18 protein-coding genes and 1 pseudogene are annotated in these 15,594 nt (G+C 41.3%); 8 read left to right on the top strand and 11 right to left on the bottom strand.

The features are described from left to right. The first annotated feature begins 98 nt into the window (after positions 1-98). Entirely contained in the window at positions 99-299 is a 201-nt protein-coding gene (locus tag OCW38_RS08490) for a hypothetical protein (RefSeq protein ID WP_010441287.1), read from the top strand. 43 nt (positions 300-342) lie between these two features. On the opposite strand, the pseudogene OCW38_RS08495 reads toward OCW38_RS08490, so the two are convergent. Next, positions 343-607 (bottom strand): annotated as a pseudogene (locus OCW38_RS08495) (ABC transporter substrate-binding protein); the annotation flags it as partial. Between the two features lie 18 nt (positions 608-625). Continuing rightward, entirely contained in the window at positions 626-1,045 is a 420-nt protein-coding gene (locus tag OCW38_RS08500; protein WP_010441290.1) for a PaaI family thioesterase, read from the bottom strand. A 43-nt stretch (positions 1,046-1,088) separates the two neighbouring features. On the opposite strand from OCW38_RS08500, the gene OCW38_RS08505 reads away from it, so the two are divergent. Beyond that, positions 1,089-1,367 (top strand): DUF134 domain-containing protein, encoded by a 279-nt coding sequence (locus OCW38_RS08505; RefSeq protein ID WP_010441291.1) that lies wholly within the window; start codon positions 1,089-1,091, stop codon positions 1,365-1,367. A gap of 145 nt (positions 1,368-1,512) precedes the next feature. Here the strand turns inward: OCW38_RS08505 and nqrM are convergent, their stop codons facing one another. Both nqrM and OCW38_RS08515 read right to left on the bottom strand, forming a co-directional pair. After that, the gene (nqrM, locus tag OCW38_RS08510) at positions 1,513-1,710 is read right to left on the bottom strand and encodes a (Na+)-NQR maturation NqrM (protein ID WP_016767286.1); all 198 of its coding nucleotides are present in this window, start codon (positions 1,708-1,710) and stop codon (positions 1,513-1,515) included. Next, complete coding sequence (locus OCW38_RS08515; RefSeq protein ID WP_010441294.1) at positions 1,707-2,138, bottom strand: NifB/NifX family molybdenum-iron cluster-binding protein; 432 nt, start codon at positions 2,136-2,138, stop codon at positions 1,707-1,709. The genes nqrM and OCW38_RS08515 overlap by 4 nt, the downstream gene beginning before the upstream one ends. Before the next feature lie 369 nt (positions 2,139-2,507). On the opposite strand from OCW38_RS08515, the gene OCW38_RS08520 reads away from it, so the two are divergent. From OCW38_RS08520 to OCW38_RS08530, 3 genes are all read left to right on the top strand, one after another. Beyond that, the gene (locus tag OCW38_RS08520) at positions 2,508-3,230 is read left to right on the top strand and encodes a DUF1007 family protein (RefSeq protein ID WP_016788752.1); all 723 of its coding nucleotides are present in this window, start codon (positions 2,508-2,510) and stop codon (positions 3,228-3,230) included. 98 nt (positions 3,231-3,328) lie between these two features. Then, the gene (locus OCW38_RS08525) at positions 3,329-4,444 is read left to right on the top strand and encodes a nickel/cobalt transporter (protein ID WP_016794037.1); all 1,116 of its coding nucleotides are present in this window, start codon (positions 3,329-3,331) and stop codon (positions 4,442-4,444) included. A gap of 331 nt (positions 4,445-4,775) precedes the next feature. Then, complete coding sequence (locus OCW38_RS08530) at positions 4,776-5,579, top strand: MetQ/NlpA family ABC transporter substrate-binding protein (protein WP_016784540.1); 804 nt, start codon at positions 4,776-4,778, stop codon at positions 5,577-5,579. 339 nt (positions 5,580-5,918) lie between these two features. Here the strand turns inward: OCW38_RS08530 and OCW38_RS08535 are convergent, their stop codons facing one another. The 6 genes from OCW38_RS08535 to OCW38_RS08560 all read right to left on the bottom strand — a co-directional run bounded on the left by OCW38_RS08535 (position 5,919) and on the right by OCW38_RS08560 (position 9,829). Next, positions 5,919-6,260 carry a hypothetical protein gene (locus OCW38_RS08535; RefSeq protein ID WP_010441302.1) on the bottom strand — a complete coding sequence of 114 codons (342 nt, stop codon included), beginning with the start codon at positions 6,258-6,260 and terminating at the stop codon, positions 5,919-5,921. A 55-nt stretch (positions 6,261-6,315) separates the two neighbouring features. Next, positions 6,316-7,188, bottom strand: a complete 873-nt coding sequence (locus OCW38_RS08540; protein WP_010441304.1) for a patatin-like phospholipase family protein — start codon at positions 7,186-7,188, stop codon at positions 6,316-6,318. An 83-nt stretch (positions 7,189-7,271) separates the two neighbouring features. Continuing rightward, the gene (locus OCW38_RS08545; protein WP_010441305.1) at positions 7,272-7,610 is read right to left on the bottom strand and encodes a hypothetical protein; all 339 of its coding nucleotides are present in this window, start codon (positions 7,608-7,610) and stop codon (positions 7,272-7,274) included. Between the two features lie 350 nt (positions 7,611-7,960). After that, the gene (locus OCW38_RS08550) at positions 7,961-8,476 is read right to left on the bottom strand and encodes a sigma-70 family RNA polymerase sigma factor (RefSeq protein ID WP_016767281.1); all 516 of its coding nucleotides are present in this window, start codon (positions 8,474-8,476) and stop codon (positions 7,961-7,963) included. An 84-nt stretch (positions 8,477-8,560) separates the two neighbouring features. Beyond that, positions 8,561-8,809, bottom strand: coding sequence for a thioredoxin family protein (locus OCW38_RS08555; RefSeq protein WP_010441308.1), 249 nt, complete (start codon positions 8,807-8,809; stop codon positions 8,561-8,563). 33 nt (positions 8,810-8,842) lie between these two features. Then, entirely contained in the window at positions 8,843-9,829 is a 987-nt protein-coding gene (locus OCW38_RS08560) for a permease (protein ID WP_016790587.1), read from the bottom strand. Positions 9,830-10,224: 395 nt separating this feature from the next. Here OCW38_RS08560 and OCW38_RS08565 point away from each other — a divergent pair, with 395 nt between their 5' ends. Then, a complete protein-coding gene (locus OCW38_RS08565; protein ID WP_016784542.1) occupies positions 10,225-11,733 on the top strand; it encodes a DUF3360 domain-containing protein in 1,509 nt (502 codons plus the stop codon). 133 nt (positions 11,734-11,866) lie between these two features. Here the strand turns inward: OCW38_RS08565 and OCW38_RS08570 are convergent, their stop codons facing one another. Then, entirely contained in the window at positions 11,867-12,073 is a 207-nt protein-coding gene (locus OCW38_RS08570; RefSeq protein WP_146493364.1) for an alpha/beta hydrolase, read from the bottom strand. Positions 12,074-12,524: 451 nt separating this feature from the next. Here OCW38_RS08570 and OCW38_RS08575 point away from each other — a divergent pair, with 451 nt between their 5' ends. Together OCW38_RS08575 and OCW38_RS08580 are read left to right on the top strand one after the other, a co-directional pair. Next, complete coding sequence (locus tag OCW38_RS08575; RefSeq protein WP_261893718.1) at positions 12,525-14,453, top strand: AAA family ATPase; 1,929 nt, start codon at positions 12,525-12,527, stop codon at positions 14,451-14,453. After that, on the top strand, positions 14,446-15,552 hold the full coding sequence (locus tag OCW38_RS08580; protein ID WP_146493366.1) for an HNH endonuclease family protein: 1,107 nt from the start codon (positions 14,446-14,448) through the stop codon (positions 15,550-15,552). The genes OCW38_RS08575 and OCW38_RS08580 overlap by 8 nt, the downstream gene beginning before the upstream one ends. Positions 15,553-15,594 lie beyond the last annotated feature (42 nt).

Consider the following 15,594-nt stretch of genomic DNA (forward strand, 5'->3'; position numbering starts at 1 on the left):
CATTCTTTAATTTCGAACAGAACAAGTTTTAACCTCGCGAGAGTGTGATTAAGTCATCCTTTGTTTTGTATAACGCATCTAATTGAACGGCAGGTCACATGAATAAAATTGTTATGTTAGTAATGGGGCTGTTTTTTACCAGTCGATTGTTTGCGAGTATTGTGCCGCATGTTAGTCAATTAGAACATGATGCACCTATCCTTATTCGTTCAGCATTGATTGTTGGTGTTGCGGCTTATGCCGTCTGGACTGCATTTAAATACTTTAAAAAGAACAAAGCTTCTGGCTCAGAACTGTAGAAATAAAAACTTAGAAAGCTTTGTAGTACTTAGCAGGTTTCGATTACTGATCCGCAAAATAGTCGACCAATATTTTACGCCACTTTCGCGACTCACGAATTTTCAAATCGCCCATTGGTTCTGCCGTGATCAATCATATATTTGAGCACTACATCATCAGCGACGATGGCTTCAACCTCGCCGTCCTCTAAAGCCGCTAACAACCTTGGCATATCTACATAACTCTTGTGTCGGATTTCAAAGCCGGTGAGCATCAAAGAAGAAGTTGTTGCGACTTTTTCCCCTACTTCTACGTTCACAAGATCATTAGAACTTAGGTTCGATGATTAAAGTGACGACATGAACTGACTTTTTGCCGATGAACATAACTTGCCACCTTGAGTAATCTGACTCTCTAAAAAGTAAATATTGCGTTTACTTTTTACCCATTGAGCGCGGATCTCTAACTCTTGGCCAATCAAAATTGGATGATGGAAACGAGACGTCAAGCTGACCGTCATAGCGGTGATATTATTTTGGAACAAGCAGTGCAACATGGTGGCATCGTGTAACGCGGTAACAATGCCGCCCTGCATAATGCCATCATAGCCCTCAGCTTTATCTGTTGGTACAATCTTGGCTAAGGCTTCATGCTTAGCTAAGTTCTCGTTATTGCTAGCAACTTCAAAGCAAATCGGGCTATCTGAAAAGAAGCCTTGGCTGCATACTTGGCAGCGGCGATGGTTGTGAGGAATGAAAACTTTCATACTTATCCTTATTCCTTTTACCCTTAGATTTCTAGAGATTGATATGGCTCGACCAAAAAAACATCGACAGTTATGTACTCGTGCGGCTTACTCTTGTTTTAAGCCTAATGGCGTCCCTATGGACGAGCTTCATCAAGAAGAGCTGCTATTAGAAGAGTTGGAAGCGCTACGCTTGGCTGATCAAGAAGGCCTAAGCCAGCTTGAAGCCGCCGAGCAGATGCAGGTGTCTCGCCAAACGTTCGGTAACATCATTAAACGTGCACGAGCCAAGGTTGCTAAATGCATCGTCAACGGCCACGCGTTAGTCATTCAAAACTCTTAACTGACACCCTAGCCTTAACTCTAGATCCCACTCTCACTGCTGGATACCGAACTCGTCACTGAGCGATCCAACTATCTGATTTAGCTGTTTATCTGTTTATCTGTTTATCTATTGACTTAGCTATATGGCGGCTTGTTTGAGCTCTCTAGCTTGAGGGTTCTGAGATCTGATACAGCTTACGGCTATGTTCCTCACACACCTCTTTGCAATTGCATTCACGCTCAATATCGATCTGCGCTAGCCCCCCGCAGCTGCCTTTGATTGGCTGGCGTGAAAAAATCACACCGATCGCCATCAACGCCACGATTCCGACAAAGCCTAATAATGTTAGTAGGAATGTCATTTACGGAACCCTCGAATAGCCCCCAATTTGTGGGGTCGTGACATGAAAATTGCGCCGTCTCTCCTACGCTCTTTCTTACCACACCCATGATTGCGAGGCTCTCGACCGTAATCTAGATCGGTCACTTCTTGTAGGTGATCAAAATCTAATGCTTCGATTTCAACCTTTCCTGTCGAGGCTAACACTTTAATATCGTTCTTAAACAAGTGCGCCAGCATCCTTTTCCCTATGTGACGGACAACAACTGCTTGCACGCCGTAAGAGTGGATCACTGAAATCCATTGCTTCTTTTTATTACAAGATGAGTCGGATTCAACCAAAGAAACAACCTGCTTTATTTGTCGTTGGTCATCCACAATCGCTATCTGTGGTGAACGAGCAAAATGATTGCCGACATGGAGATTAAGACAAGGTACTGCGTATAACATGGTAACTCCCTGTTATTGGTGATCAGGCATTCAGTATATTCCTCATTATTGGCATATGCCAATAACCATGGTATGAAAAATTAGATTTACAGAATAGAGAAATAGCACTTTCAGCAAAAACTATAGAGTAGACGGAGCTACAAGCTAGCTTGGAAAAGAAAAGTTTATTGAGACGAAAAGATTCATAGAAACAGAAAGGTTTATGAGAAAGACGTTACCCGCCAACGCTCTAAGGTCTATGGCTCTACCTTTGAGATAAACCATTGTTGTCACAGGTGTTGTTTTTAATGTGCTTCTTATCCTCTTTCAAAGTGAATAAATGCTTAAATTGTTATATTATAACATCACAACAAATAACCGTCTGTCTTCATGAAACTGTTCTCTACTCTAATCAATGTATTCGATCGCCTCTCTTTGGGCTGTGTAAGCCGCTTTTCGATGTGTTTTCATTTTCTAAAATGCTTACCTCTTGGCATTGCATTGCTATCTTTTGCTCCAAACCTATATGCCCACCCTCACTCCTGGGTTGAAATGAAGACCCACATCGAAGGTGAGAATGGCCTAATAACTGGCCTGTCGATGGAATGGTCGTTTGATGCTATGACGTCGATGTATATGTTAGATGGTGAAGACGTATCTCCAGACAAAGAAGAAGAGACGTTCAAAAACCTGGCAGCATCCGTTATCGAAAACATGATGTACGAGCACTACTTCACCTACTTCTATGACAATGAAGAGCCAATCAAATATCAAGTAGCAGAGCATGCCAAATTTGAACGTGACAAAGCCAAAATGGTGCTCACTTTTGACCTACCGCTTGCCAAACCAAAACCGGTGACAAGAGACACACTTCGTGTATTGATCTTTGACCCTAGCTACTTTGTCGATATGTCGTGGTTATCTAAGGGGGATGTGACCTTATCGCCAGAACTCGCGAGACAATGTCAGTTAGAACTCGTTGAGCCTAACCCGACTCCAGAACAAATGAGCTATGCGATGTCTTTGCCAACCGATGCGGATCCAGATAACACGCTCGGCCAACTGTTTACTCAATCGGTCAAGCTTCATTGTGCTGCGCTTCCCACTTCCTAACCGCAGCGACTCGTTTGAGCTATTAAACGTCTTAACTCAAACGAGTTAAACCTGCCAAATTAACGAAAATAGTAATCTCTAATTCAGGTTCTTGTTATATGAAGAAAAATCAATTCAAAGCCAACCATGCCCTCATTGGTATCGGTGCATTATTATTTGTTGCTGTTGGCGCGTATCAACTATGGTCGATGTGGCCATCACTCGTTATCACCAGTATCCAATGGCAAAGAGAGGTCAATTCAGAACTTGCAGACCTACTCTACCAAGCCAAGTCAAACCCTTGGGGAGCAGGCTGTTACCTGATTGGATTCAGCTTTATCTATGGAATGCTGCACTCTTTGGGGCCTGGCCATGGCAAAGTCATCGTTTCAACATACTTAGCCACTCACCCAACCAAAGCAAAAGCCAGCTTGATTCTTACGGTGGTATCCGCTTTGTTACAAGCACTGGTCGCTGTCTTATTAGTCAGCGTTTTGTTGTGGGGCTTTAATGCTTCAATGCGAGTAGTGAACGACAAAGCCAACCTATTTGTTTCATTGAGCTTTGCCTTAGTGGCCGTGGTGGGTACATTGATCTGCTGGAAAGCTCTGAAAAACATCTACTCAACGGTGCGCAAACCAAAGTTGAAAGTGAAGACCATCACCGCATTCGCAACAGATATGCCTTCTCCTATAGCCGCTCGTTCACCGATCTCGACCCAATCACCAATGGCGCGTCGCTCATCAGTATCTGATGGTTCCGCGATGTTGAACCCCATTCGTACAATACAATCAGCAGAACACTCGCACGCAGATCACTCTCATGCCGACTGCGGATGCGGCCACCAGCACGTCGCCGATGCAGACGCGATAAATAAAGCTTCAACGCTCCGTGAATATGCAGGAATCATTGTCACCATAGGGGTAAGGCCGTGTACTGGAGCTATTATGGTTCTGCTTTTCGCTAACATGGTCGGCTTGTATTGGATGGGTGTTCTTAGTGCGTTGGCAATGGCGGTTGGTACGGCATTAACAACCTCACTAATTGCAATGATGACGCTAACAGGCAAACATTTGGTGAAACGCTACTTAGCCGCAGGTAACAAGAATAGCAGTGCCTCATTAAAAGTCGCTGGTCATTATTTGCAGCTATTTGGCGGTCTATTACTTATTGTGATTGGACTACTATTAATGAACGGACAAGACAGCGGCATGTCGCCAGTCTTCACCATGTAATTAGTGGAAGCGTTTAATTAATATCCAGTGAATTCTACAATCCTCATACGACAAGGCCTCGCAAACGTGAGGCCTTATTTTTATCTATCACTAACGGTTAAAGAAATCTTTTCTCTTAACGATAAAGCTCGTCGAGTTTTAGTCACTGTGATTAAGTGTAATCAGACAATCGCTTGCGAAAGCAGATCCAATATTTTGGAGTTATATACCCCACCTAGTAATAACATCAATTTAACTTCTCCTTTAACAAACCTATTGACCCAATCGCATTAATAGATAATATAGACGTCTAGGCACCCATATGTCTTTTAGTTAATTAAATGGAGTTATCATGAAAAGCTACAAAAAAATCATCGCATCCCTGTTGGCATTGGCATTCACATTAGGTGTGACAGGATGTGGAAAAAAAGACGAGGCAGTCATCAAGATTGGTGCAACAGTAGGTCCACACGCACAAGTTGTACAGGCCGTCGCTATTGAAGCAGCGAAACAAGGGATTAACATCGAATTAGTTGAATTCTCAGACTACATCACCCCTAACGCAGCATTGGATGACGGAAGTATCCAACTTAATAGCTACCAACATCAGCCATTTCTCGACAACTTTAACGACAATCATGATAGTAAGTTGGTTTCTATCGGACGTTCAATTTTGATGCGTATGGGCGTTTACTCTAACAAGTACACTTCACTTGACTCTATTCCTGACAACGCAAGAATTGCGATTCCAAACGATCCAACCAATGGCGGACGCGGACTATTACTATTAGAAGATGCAGGGCTTATTTCACTGAGAGAAAACGTTGGATTCAATGCATCTCTAACCGATATTGTCTCCAATCCAAAGAATATTCGATTTGTCGAAGTTGATGCCGCACAGTTGCCCCGCTCTCTTGACGATGTAGATGCTGCAGCTATTACTATGAACTACGTGATGTCTGCAGGGTTAGATCCTAAGAAACAAGGTATCTACTTAGAGAAGAAAGACGCACCTTTAGCTGTGATGGTTGTTGCGGCGCGAGAAGAAGACAAAAATAATGAAGTCTATAAAAAGATCATTTCGATTTATCACTCTCAAGAGATCAATGACTTTTTGAACAGCACCTTCAAAGGCACCATAGAAGCGGCAAATTAAGCTAAAAGAATAACCTTAGATTTGGCGTTGTATGTGAAGCAATTAAGCAACGTCCTGATCTTAAGTTTATCGGCTGTTATTACGAAACTAAGCTATTGAATACTTTAATTCGTAATCCTAAACTCGTTATGGCTTGCTAACCTAGTTCGTTCCCAATAATTTGTTAGAGATCGGTTTATTGCAAGATCCGAAATAAAAAGGCCTCGCACATGCGAGGCCTTAGTTTTATCTATCAAACGATAATACACCCTACTTCACTGGCTTAACCACTTGCATCAGTGTTGTATTGAACGGCTCTGATTAAAGAGACACTGCTAGTTAACTAAAAACGGCTACAAGCTAGAAACTGCTATAAGAATGGGGAAGGCGTTTTTCTTCATTCCAACCGGACAACTCAATATTGATCAATAATTTGCGCTTCTCATTACACAGTGAAGCGATATTGATAATAGGTAGCTGGCTGCGAAACTGCGCGGTAAGTATGACCTTTTTACCGTCACTAAGGCCGCTTCGACATTGCGACACAATCGCTTCGGTGTCTAATTGATGTGCGTTCTCGATAATTTGGGTATCAGCGTTCTCTTGATAGCCATCGATCAGCCAAGATACGGCTGGTACTTCTAAGCTTGTGAGAACGATGACATCTTTTGTTGCCATAAGCTCATGGAGTTCAGTTTGCATAAATCCCCCTCTTAGTTAGCCTGTTGCCTAACCATAAAAATTAACGACCAGCCCATTAAAGTCGGTTACCCAGATTAGCCTGTGCCAAATGGTAGCCTCTATCTATCATCTCTTGTGAGCGATCAAACTCTAAGGTGCCACAGGCATTACGTGGGATCTCAAGCGTAATATCTGCGGGATAAGCGGCCAATTTTTGACGAGCAATGGTCGATTGCATCGCATCAAACGCTTGGTTGGCAATGTCGTAGGCAGCAAAATTGAAGCTCATTTTACTTTTTACACTGCTACCTAGATTATCGATAAAAAGAGTAACCTTCTCATGTAGGTTACTCTGTTTTGTTGGTAGAGAAACCGGTATCACTTCCTGTTGAAGCATCTCAGGTTCACCACCTAAGTTCACAGCCAGAGTAAAGTCTGTCTTATCACTAAAGGTAGGCGCAATCGGTACGGGATTGAGCACTCCTCCATCGATCAGCACTTCACCATTGATGACGTGAGGCGTGAAGAACAATGGCAAAGAGATAGAAGCACGAATAGCATCAAACAAAGAACCCGATTGCAACCAAACCTCTTTTTCATCAGCGACGTTGGCAGCAACTGCGGTATAAGGGATAGGCAGATCTTCAATTGAAATCTCGCCGATCAGCCTACGCAGTGTGTCGATGATCTTGTCCCCTTTGAAGATACCACTTGATTGCCATGAAAAATCTAACATCATAGCCATATCCGATTGGTCGATACTGGTGACCCACTCTTCAAATTCATCCAACTTACCCGCCGCGTAGACACCACCGATAAGTGCACCAATTGAACAGCCAGAGATGGATTTTATCTGAAAGCCGTGCTCAATTAGCCAGCGGATGATGCCAACGTGAACCAAGCCTCTTGCGCCACCACTGCCAAGTACCAATGAGATCGTTTTTGCCATCGTACTAATCCTTTAATATTTTTATTCAAGACTGGTTCACTCGTTGATTTTCCGATTCGCTAGCCTCGAATGAGTGAATCTTTTCAGTCCATGCGAGTGATAAAGGTTTGCTCGTCATCGACAAAAGCCACATAGTCGCCGTGATAGATAAACACCCGACCACGCCCTTCAACGATACAGGCAAGCTGTGGGTTCAAATCTTCTTCAAGATCTTTACTTTGATACGTGCCGGTATCGGTGATTACACCGCGGAGTGTCGGCAAAAATCCATAGCTGCGCTTGGCTTGATCAATCAGGCTCAATTCACTGGCGGTAGAGAAGTAAGCCGGGATTGGGCCAGCATCTTCGATAAACATCGTTTTCAGTTCTTCAAAAGCTGTAATCACCAGCCAGTCGATGCCATTAACGTGATGGATAAACATTGTTTATAAATACCTAGATTCTCGATAATTCTAATGCGGGGATTCTATCACTATCAGGCGCAGAACGTGGTAGAGATTTGGTTGCTAACGACAAGGCCTTTCCCTGTTTGTCGCCCAATATATTCAGAATAAAACTGGAACAGATATCCATTATCAAATTACCCCAAGAACACAAGAAATCTTGAGTCGATGAATTTTATAAGGGCCTTTAGAGCCGAACGTTTTCTTGTTAAACCTTCGTTTATTGCTCCTTAAAGTAATGGCCTATAAATTAGTTTAAAGCGGAAACATTACTTCCAGAAGGATTTAAGGTTCAGCTTGAAAGGACTTAACGCTCTACTTGAAAAGACTTAAGGCTCTGCTTGAAATGACCTAAAGCAACAAACGCCCGATTGGTCTTGAGTCACTTTACACTCACTCACCAAAATGGTTTTGAGTTCTATACGGGCTCGACGTAAACGTGCCTTAACGGCTGGTAGGCTGAGCTGGTGTTTCTCTGCGTAGTCTTTTTGTGTCATACCATTGAGGTCACATTGTTCTATCACATCACGATCTTGCTCGGTGAGTTTGACCAATACCTGGGGAAGGCAGCGTTGAAGCTGAACCATCGCAGGGGAAATATCCGTGGGCATCACAAATTCTTCGATGTCTACCGAATATATTTTCCGTCTCAGCTGATCAACAAGGTGGTTTCTGGTCATCTTAAACAGCCATGATTTACCGTTCTGCAATGTACAGAAACGCTCGCTATTTCCCATGGCCTTCAGAAACACTTCTTGCATGATGTCTTCCGCTTCGTGCGGATTTTGGGTCTGTTTTAGTAGCCAACCATAAAGGCTAGGTTCCGCATGATTCCACGCATTCATCAAACATTTCATTCTTGAACCTCGATAATCCGTCGCGCATGCTCATTCAAAAAACTCTGTATGCGCGACGCTCTTTCCTTACTTTTACGCTACAACATTTTCCTTGAGTAAATCGCGAACCAGATCAACAGATGGCACCGACCCCGTGTGTTTTAACTCACCATTAATCGCGATACCCGGTGTGCTCATAATGCCAGCTTTCATAATGGCTTCCAAACTGGTGACTTTTTCAATATTGATTTGCTGCCCTAACTCTTGTGCGACCTCGGCAAACCGTTCTGCGGTAACGACGCAGTTCTTACAACCTGAACCATAAACTTGAATGCTTTTCATATCAGACTCCTGTGAGCATTTGCTCTGCTGTGATTAATAGAAGAAATTAAACAACCAACCGGTGATGGAAATCGCCACCAGCAAGTAACCCGCGATTACACCAAGCAATCGGTATTGCATCACTTGTTTGAGCATCATGAACTCTGGCAAGCTCACTGCGACCGCTCCCATACAAAACGCCAGCGTGGTTCCTAGTGGCATACCTTTGTCTATCAAAGACGCCATGATTGGAACTATGCCCGTTGCGTTGGTGTAAATCGGAATCGCACTAAGTGTCGCGAGGGGCACCGTCCACCACTGGCCGTGTGCGAGGTTTTGCTCGAACCAATCCGCCGGAACAAAACCATGAATAAACGCACCAATACCCACACCAACAAAGACCCAAATCCAAATGCGTTTGAAGATGGTACTGGTGTCGTTCACAGCAAATTCATGGCGCTGTTTAAACGTCATTGGGGTTGATTCAATCGCCGTTTGAGGCTGTTCATCTATCTCATTGGCTTTTTGATACGCTTCGGCAAGGAAAGGTTGTAACCAACGGTGGGCTTTAAAAGCATCTAAGACAAAGCCTGCAAAAATGCCAAGCGACATACCAATCACAACGTACATGATGGTGAATTTCAGCCCAAGGACACTGCCAAGCATGATGATCACCACCTCATTGATCAGAGGCGATGTAATAAGAAATGCGATAGTCACACCAATGGGAATACGTGCAGAGACAAAGCCCATGAACAGAGGAATAGAACTGCACGAGCAAAACGGTGTAATCGCACCAAATAGCGAGCCAAGGAAGTAACCCACACCGCGGCGCTTACCTTGTAGATATTGTCGAACTTTGTCCACACTCAAACTGGCTCTCAGCGCGGAGATAACGTAAATCAACACGACCAATAAGACTAAGATCTTACTGGTGTCTTCGATAAAGAAATGAACGCCTGTTGCCATTGAAGTACTGGCTTCCAAGTTAAAAATGGAATACGTCAGCCAGTCGGCAAAGTAAGTAAAAACGTCCAACATAGTGGCACCCTCTAAACGATTTACCTCTAACACGTTTGACGTCGCGAAAGGATGCACACTTTTCTAAATTATTTTTGAGTTTTGATTTTTAGGCTCAATTGCAGAACAGGTCCACTCGGCCGTTCGTTGTTGAAAGTGACTTTATTGTTCCTGTAATTAATGGCCTATAAACAAGCGAACTCACCCTCTTTACCGTCTCTCATATTTGCTATCAAACTCTACGACTAATGTCTAACTAACTGAGACTATTTGTTTTTTTTGGTTTGGTATAAGGTACTAACAACTAAATGTTAATGAATTTTTAATAATAAGTTGACACATTGTTTGCGCTTCTGCGTGAGTCAATAACGTTTGTTGGAATAACACGCCTTAGAGTGTGAACGAAAGGAATCAACATGAGCAGTACTTTAGAGTCCGTACATATACAAGCAGATAAGCCTCAAGCCAATGAGGATGAACTCACTTATGAACAACAACACAAACCAAGATCAGAATTTGATTCCCGCGAACAATATTTAGAACATGAATTACAAATCATGTCGCCTAAGCGTTGGCGTCCAAATTTACCGTTTAAAGATTATCGATTCGAGATAGAAGACACCATCCCAGCGATGGCAGCCACGATTGGTAAAGTGGTTATGGTGGGCGCGATTGCTGCTACCTTTGCGGGAGCACTCGGATTAAATGAAGACTTCATTCTAGAAAACGTTCGTTATGAACTCCTCATCGCCTCTGTTTTCATTATTATTTTCTCTGGCTTCCTATTGCCGACCGCGAACCTCGCAGGTACACATGGTCCACTCATTCCTTTAATTCCGATTGTCGTTGCAGCAGGCGGCCACCCTATGGCCTTTGGCTTGTTGATTGGCGCTTTTGGCCTCATCTTAGCCATCAGTAAAGGTGGCAGTATGCTGGCCAACCTCACCAGTAAAGGCGTGTGTGGCGGCTTATTGCTCTACCTTGGCTTTGTTGGAACCGCTTCCCAAGTGAAAAAGCTGTTTGCTTGGGCTGAGGGAATCGGCATGAGCCATATCGCTTTTGTCGTGATCTTCTGCACCATCATTTTGTACGCGCTATTGGAACATTTCCGTAAGCGCTGGTTAGCCGTCCCTCTTAGCTGCTTACTGGGTGGTACGTTAGCATTTGCCATGGGCGCGCCGTTCTCTTTTCAAACCGAGCCAGGTTTACCCAACATGAACCCTATGTATTGGTGGGGAGAAAACACAGGTTGGATGCTAGGCCTACCAACGATTGAACATTTCATGGTGGTATTGCCGTTTGCGATTCTAGCCGTAGCGATGTGGTCACCAGATTTCTTAGGCCATCAAGTATTTCAAAAGATCAGCTACCCAGAACGTACCGAAAAAGTACACATGAACATCGACGACACCATGACCACGGCTTCAATTCGTCAAACGTTCGGTTCCCTGCTTGGCGGTACTAACTTTACGTCTTCGTGGGGTACTTATATCGTACCGGCGGCGATTGCTAAACGCCCTATTCCTGCTGGCGCTTTGCTCACAGCTCTGTTCTGTATCATCGCCGCTGTTTGGGGTTACCCAATGGATTTAGCTATCTGGCAACCTGTGCTTTGTGTCGCGCTCATTGTTGGGGTATTTGTGCCATTGCTAGAAGCTGGAATGGAAATGACGCGTGAAGGGAAAACCACCCAATCGGCCGCGATTGTCGTGTTCTCTTCAGCACTGGTTAACCCTGCATTTGGTTGGGCTCTCACCATGCTGTTGGATAACTTAGGCTTAGTCGGTTGTAAAGAACGTAGTAGTGAGCTTAGTAAAATGAGCCGTTGGGTGTTGCCTGGAACTATGTTTATTGTGCTAACTGGTGTGATGGCGTTGGTTGGCCTTCTACCGGGGATTCCAGCGATTATCCCGAGCTTTCGCTAGGCTCGATTAATATTGAGTTTCAGTCGGACCACAAAAAGGCCTCGCAATCGCGAGGCCTTGTTTTATCTATCGAATGATTACATCCATATTTTAACAACTACAGCGCCCTACTTCACTGACTCCACCGCTTTCATTAACGTTGCGTCGAGCTGCTGTCTAAACTCCATCCGTGAATGAAGATCAGCGCCGAATCCCCACTCCCACTTTTGCCATACGCAATTTGCTCACCATCATGAGATATCGCAATACCGTACTTAACCGTTGAATCATGAGCCATGGCATTAATGCTGCCAAGCGCCATGAATACCAAGAATGTGATGTTTAGAATTAAACGTTTCATAGTGTCTCTCTACTTACTTTGGAGGGAACACAGAAAGCATCCCTCTCAATCAATATAGTCACTATAAAGTGTGAAGTTGTAGACAGGTCAAATAGTGATTTAGATAAAGACCTCTTCTTACAATGGTAACTTAACCACCTCATTTCTAACTCAAATGTTTTAATGCGCTCAATAAAAAGGAGCATAAACATTACATATAGCAGCTTTCTTCTTTACATAGTTAACTATGTTCTGTCTGTCCAAGAGATCGAAGTCATCGATTATGTGATTAAAGGGATGAACGAGCTCTCGAATGCGGAACTTTAGCTGTATTAACCAAAATATGGAGCTACCGAGAAAGTCTTTGGCGAAAGGTTAATGAGACAGCGCACTAGCTAAGCATATATAATCTTTCTATTTATCAGTGTATTATGTGTCAAAATGAAACTAATACCATAAGTACAGTGTTTATATGCTATCAATAGTTATGCAAGCTAACCCTCTTCGAAGAAACCACAAGATTTTGTTACCGTTGGGGGTAGAAAAATCACAATTCCTAATTAAAAAACATCCTGATTATGAGCTAATTGCTGAAGATATTACATCAGCCTTCAAAGCCGTTTGGGGTGATGAAGACTTGTATTGCTTTTATTGTGGCACTCCATCCAGCAGTATAATTCCTCACTTTTTACATGATGGCTCAGGAAGAAACTTATGGCTACTTAACGATGTTAATTCGTGTAGTGTGATTTGTAACGAATGTCAGAAGAGCTATGGCTTGAAAAACATTAGATATTCAAGTCATTTTCAAGATTTTGATATTGCTTCTGGTTCAAAAATTAACAGATTGCTATCTTTTGAACCAGAGATACTGTTACCTGGTCTTGAATCAACATACTTTCATTTTAAGCATAACGAAAATGGACGCTTGGAGCCATTATCCCAACGAGCCGAGCGGACGATTGAAGCGTTTAACCTTAATAGAATCGAATTGGTTAATCGTAGGACGTCATCAATTCAAAATTTTTTATATAGTGGGGAACCTAGCATTTATGACGATTTAGGTTCGCCGTTTGATATCTTGTTTATTTTTGACTACCTCAAAAGCATAAATAAAAATGATAATTTTGATAGGGTGTCAGAGTCGAACTTAAATAAGGTAGTGGAAAAATATAACATAGATGCTAACTATCAAATTGATGTTAAGACAAAGTTAATTCCGTATAAGTCTATTTCATTTCAAAATATACATCATAAGAACGAAAGTAAATACTCAGAAAGATTCCCTGGAATTGATAATTTTATATTCTCTGGAATTAGGAACTTTAAAGAAAATAAAGTAATAAGTTTCTCTGGAAAAAATTCAATCGTTATTCTTGGTGAGAATGGTGTTGGGAAAAGTACTTTTCTCGAGTTATTTAAACGTGCTTTTAAAAGTAAATCAAAACGTACATTGGAAGATATCTGTAGTAAAAATATAGACAACCAAACTCCGGAGTATGTAATAAAATACAGCGGTGCCGATAATGAGTGTCACTATAAAGAAAGAAGTGGGCGGTTAGTAAGGCGTGAAAGGTGTAACCTCATTAACATCACCGAAAACCGCTCTAATAATAGCTCAGTTAATAGCCTCATATCATGGGTTAACTCTTATAGATCAGACCAAATAATAATCGACTGGATAGCAACAAAACTATCTATATTACTATCTCTTCCTAATTACTATGTTTTTTGTACTATTGATGGTGATGTATATTGGAAAGATAGAAAAAACAATAAAAAAATATATCTACATGAACTTAGCAGTGGATATAATTCAATAATTACTATTTTTTCCAAGATGATTACTTCCGTTTCAAAAATTGGAGAGAATGTAAGTCTTAAAGAAATAAACTTAAGGTTGAGTAGCTCTATTGTATTGATTGATGAAATAGAACTACATTTACATCCTAAATTCAAGAAGAACATAATCTACAATCTACAATCTGCATTTGCAGAAGTACTTTTTATTATTACGACACATGACCCTCTAGTCTTAAAGTCGATTAATGATGGTACGATAGTTCTTTGTTTTAAAAAAAATGAGGATGAGACAATGATCCTCAGTGACCTTCCGGCTCCTCAAGGGTTGACCACTGAGCAGATTCTGACGAGTCCGCATTTTGGTTTAGACACTATAGATAGTGATGATTTACAACCAATAATTGATGCTTACAATAGTGCAATTCATAATCAAGAGTGGGAAAAAGTAGAAAGTCTAAGAATGTCTTTGTTTAAACTTGGTTATTTTGGGAAAACATATAGAGAATTAATCGCTTTATCAGCAGTTGATTCATATTTTAGAAATGGTGAAAATCCTTCGTTGGGTCAAATTGTGCAGGAATTAAGAAATAATGATTAAGATTAAGCCATTACAAAACCCACCCTCTATACTTTTAACTTCAAGTGTAGAATATCAGGCCGAATATACACAGAACCTAAGAAAATTAAATAATTCTTCATCTTGTAGCTGGGCTGGATATAAGTATATGGTGGATAACAGAATTGAAAAACTTTTAGGTGTTAAATTCTGTTCTTATTGTGGTATTTATATAAGCTCAACTACAGCAAAAGTAGAACATTATAGACCCAAAAATAGAATTGATTCTCGAAAACAAACTACACATAGAGTTGAAAAGGCTCACTATATCTCAAAAGTAATTAATTCAAACGGATATACATTTTTTGGAGGTGACTACCTAAACTTACTAATAGCATGTGATGCTTGCAACACAGGGCAAGGGCATGACCTTAGCTATGTTATTGATCCTGACAGAGTAAAACATGTAAAAACAATAGAACACAAATATGGAAAACATAACCTATTCCCAATTTGCAACAAAAAATCTACAAAATCCGCACGTAAAAAGCAAAATAATATAAATTCAATAATTAAAGAAGTACAAGGTGAAAAACCTTTACTGTTAAACCCTTATTTCGATGATTATTACGATTACTATGATTTTAATAACATGAACTATTATGATAGTAGTATCAGAAAAAAAGTCATACTGATAAAAGAAAAATCAGGTAATTCAAAATTCAAAACCAAGAAAGCCAAAACTTCAATTAATATTTATGGCTTAAACCGTGTTGATCTTTGTATTGCACGAGGTGAAAAATATGACACTATGAAACGTGCAATTGAAGACCTTAACTTTTCAATATCCCAATACGAAGCAAACAATAGTCAATCTAATTTGAATAAGGTTGCTTTTGGATTAGACGTATACTTATCTAACATCAATTTTATGAGAACAGGTAATCACGAAATATCTGACTTTTATTTTCTCCGCTATCATGTGATTTTTCGCGATAGACTTCGTATGCTTTTTCCTCAGGATTTTATAGATACAAACTCAGATGAGAGAATTATCGAGGAATTGAAAGCTTTTGTGCACTATCACTTACAAATTGACACTATCATGAATAATGTTTCAGTTTTTGAAAGGCGAAGGTAGAAAATATCTCTTATTGGTAGACTTATTTATAAATAACTTTCT

The sequence above is a fragment of the Vibrio cyclitrophicus genome, assembly GCF_024347435.1.
Classification (GTDB): domain Bacteria; phylum Pseudomonadota; class Gammaproteobacteria; order Enterobacterales; family Vibrionaceae; genus Vibrio; species Vibrio cyclitrophicus.

Excerpts from the sequence above, each read along its gene's own strand:
- OCW38_RS08490 (WP_010441287.1), top strand. The coding sequence starts at position 99 with ATGAATAAAATTGTTATGTTAGTAATGGGGCTGTTTTTTACCAGTCGA.
- OCW38_RS08500 (WP_010441290.1), bottom strand. The coding sequence starts at position 1,045 with ATGAAAGTTTTCATTCCTCACAACCATCGCCGCTGCCAAGTATGCAGC.
- OCW38_RS08505 (WP_010441291.1), top strand. The coding sequence starts at position 1,089 with ATGGCTCGACCAAAAAAACATCGACAGTTATGTACTCGTGCGGCTTAC.
- nqrM (WP_016767286.1), bottom strand. The coding sequence starts at position 1,710 with ATGACATTCCTACTAACATTATTAGGCTTTGTCGGAATCGTGGCGTTG.
- OCW38_RS08515 (WP_010441294.1), bottom strand. The coding sequence starts at position 2,138 with ATGTTATACGCAGTACCTTGTCTTAATCTCCATGTCGGCAATCATTTT.
- OCW38_RS08520 (WP_016788752.1), top strand. The coding sequence starts at position 2,508 with ATGAAACTGTTCTCTACTCTAATCAATGTATTCGATCGCCTCTCTTTG.
- OCW38_RS08525 (WP_016794037.1), top strand. The coding sequence starts at position 3,329 with ATGAAGAAAAATCAATTCAAAGCCAACCATGCCCTCATTGGTATCGGT.
- OCW38_RS08530 (WP_016784540.1), top strand. The coding sequence starts at position 4,776 with ATGAAAAGCTACAAAAAAATCATCGCATCCCTGTTGGCATTGGCATTC.
- OCW38_RS08535 (WP_010441302.1), bottom strand. The coding sequence starts at position 6,260 with ATGCAAACTGAACTCCATGAGCTTATGGCAACAAAAGATGTCATCGTT.
- OCW38_RS08540 (WP_010441304.1), bottom strand. The coding sequence starts at position 7,188 with ATGGCAAAAACGATCTCATTGGTACTTGGCAGTGGTGGCGCAAGAGGC.
- OCW38_RS08545 (WP_010441305.1), bottom strand. The coding sequence starts at position 7,610 with ATGTTTATCCATCACGTTAATGGCATCGACTGGCTGGTGATTACAGCT.
- OCW38_RS08550 (WP_016767281.1), bottom strand. The coding sequence starts at position 8,476 with ATGAATGCGTGGAATCATGCGGAACCTAGCCTTTATGGTTGGCTACTA.
- OCW38_RS08555 (WP_010441308.1), bottom strand. The coding sequence starts at position 8,809 with ATGAAAAGCATTCAAGTTTATGGTTCAGGTTGTAAGAACTGCGTCGTT.
- OCW38_RS08560 (WP_016790587.1), bottom strand. The coding sequence starts at position 9,829 with ATGTTGGACGTTTTTACTTACTTTGCCGACTGGCTGACGTATTCCATT.
- OCW38_RS08565 (WP_016784542.1), top strand. The coding sequence starts at position 10,225 with ATGAGCAGTACTTTAGAGTCCGTACATATACAAGCAGATAAGCCTCAA.
- OCW38_RS08570 (WP_146493364.1), bottom strand. The coding sequence starts at position 12,073 with ATGAAACGTTTAATTCTAAACATCACATTCTTGGTATTCATGGCGCTT.
- OCW38_RS08575 (WP_261893718.1), top strand. The coding sequence starts at position 12,525 with ATGCTATCAATAGTTATGCAAGCTAACCCTCTTCGAAGAAACCACAAG.
- OCW38_RS08580 (WP_146493366.1), top strand. The coding sequence starts at position 14,446 with ATGATTAAGATTAAGCCATTACAAAACCCACCCTCTATACTTTTAACT.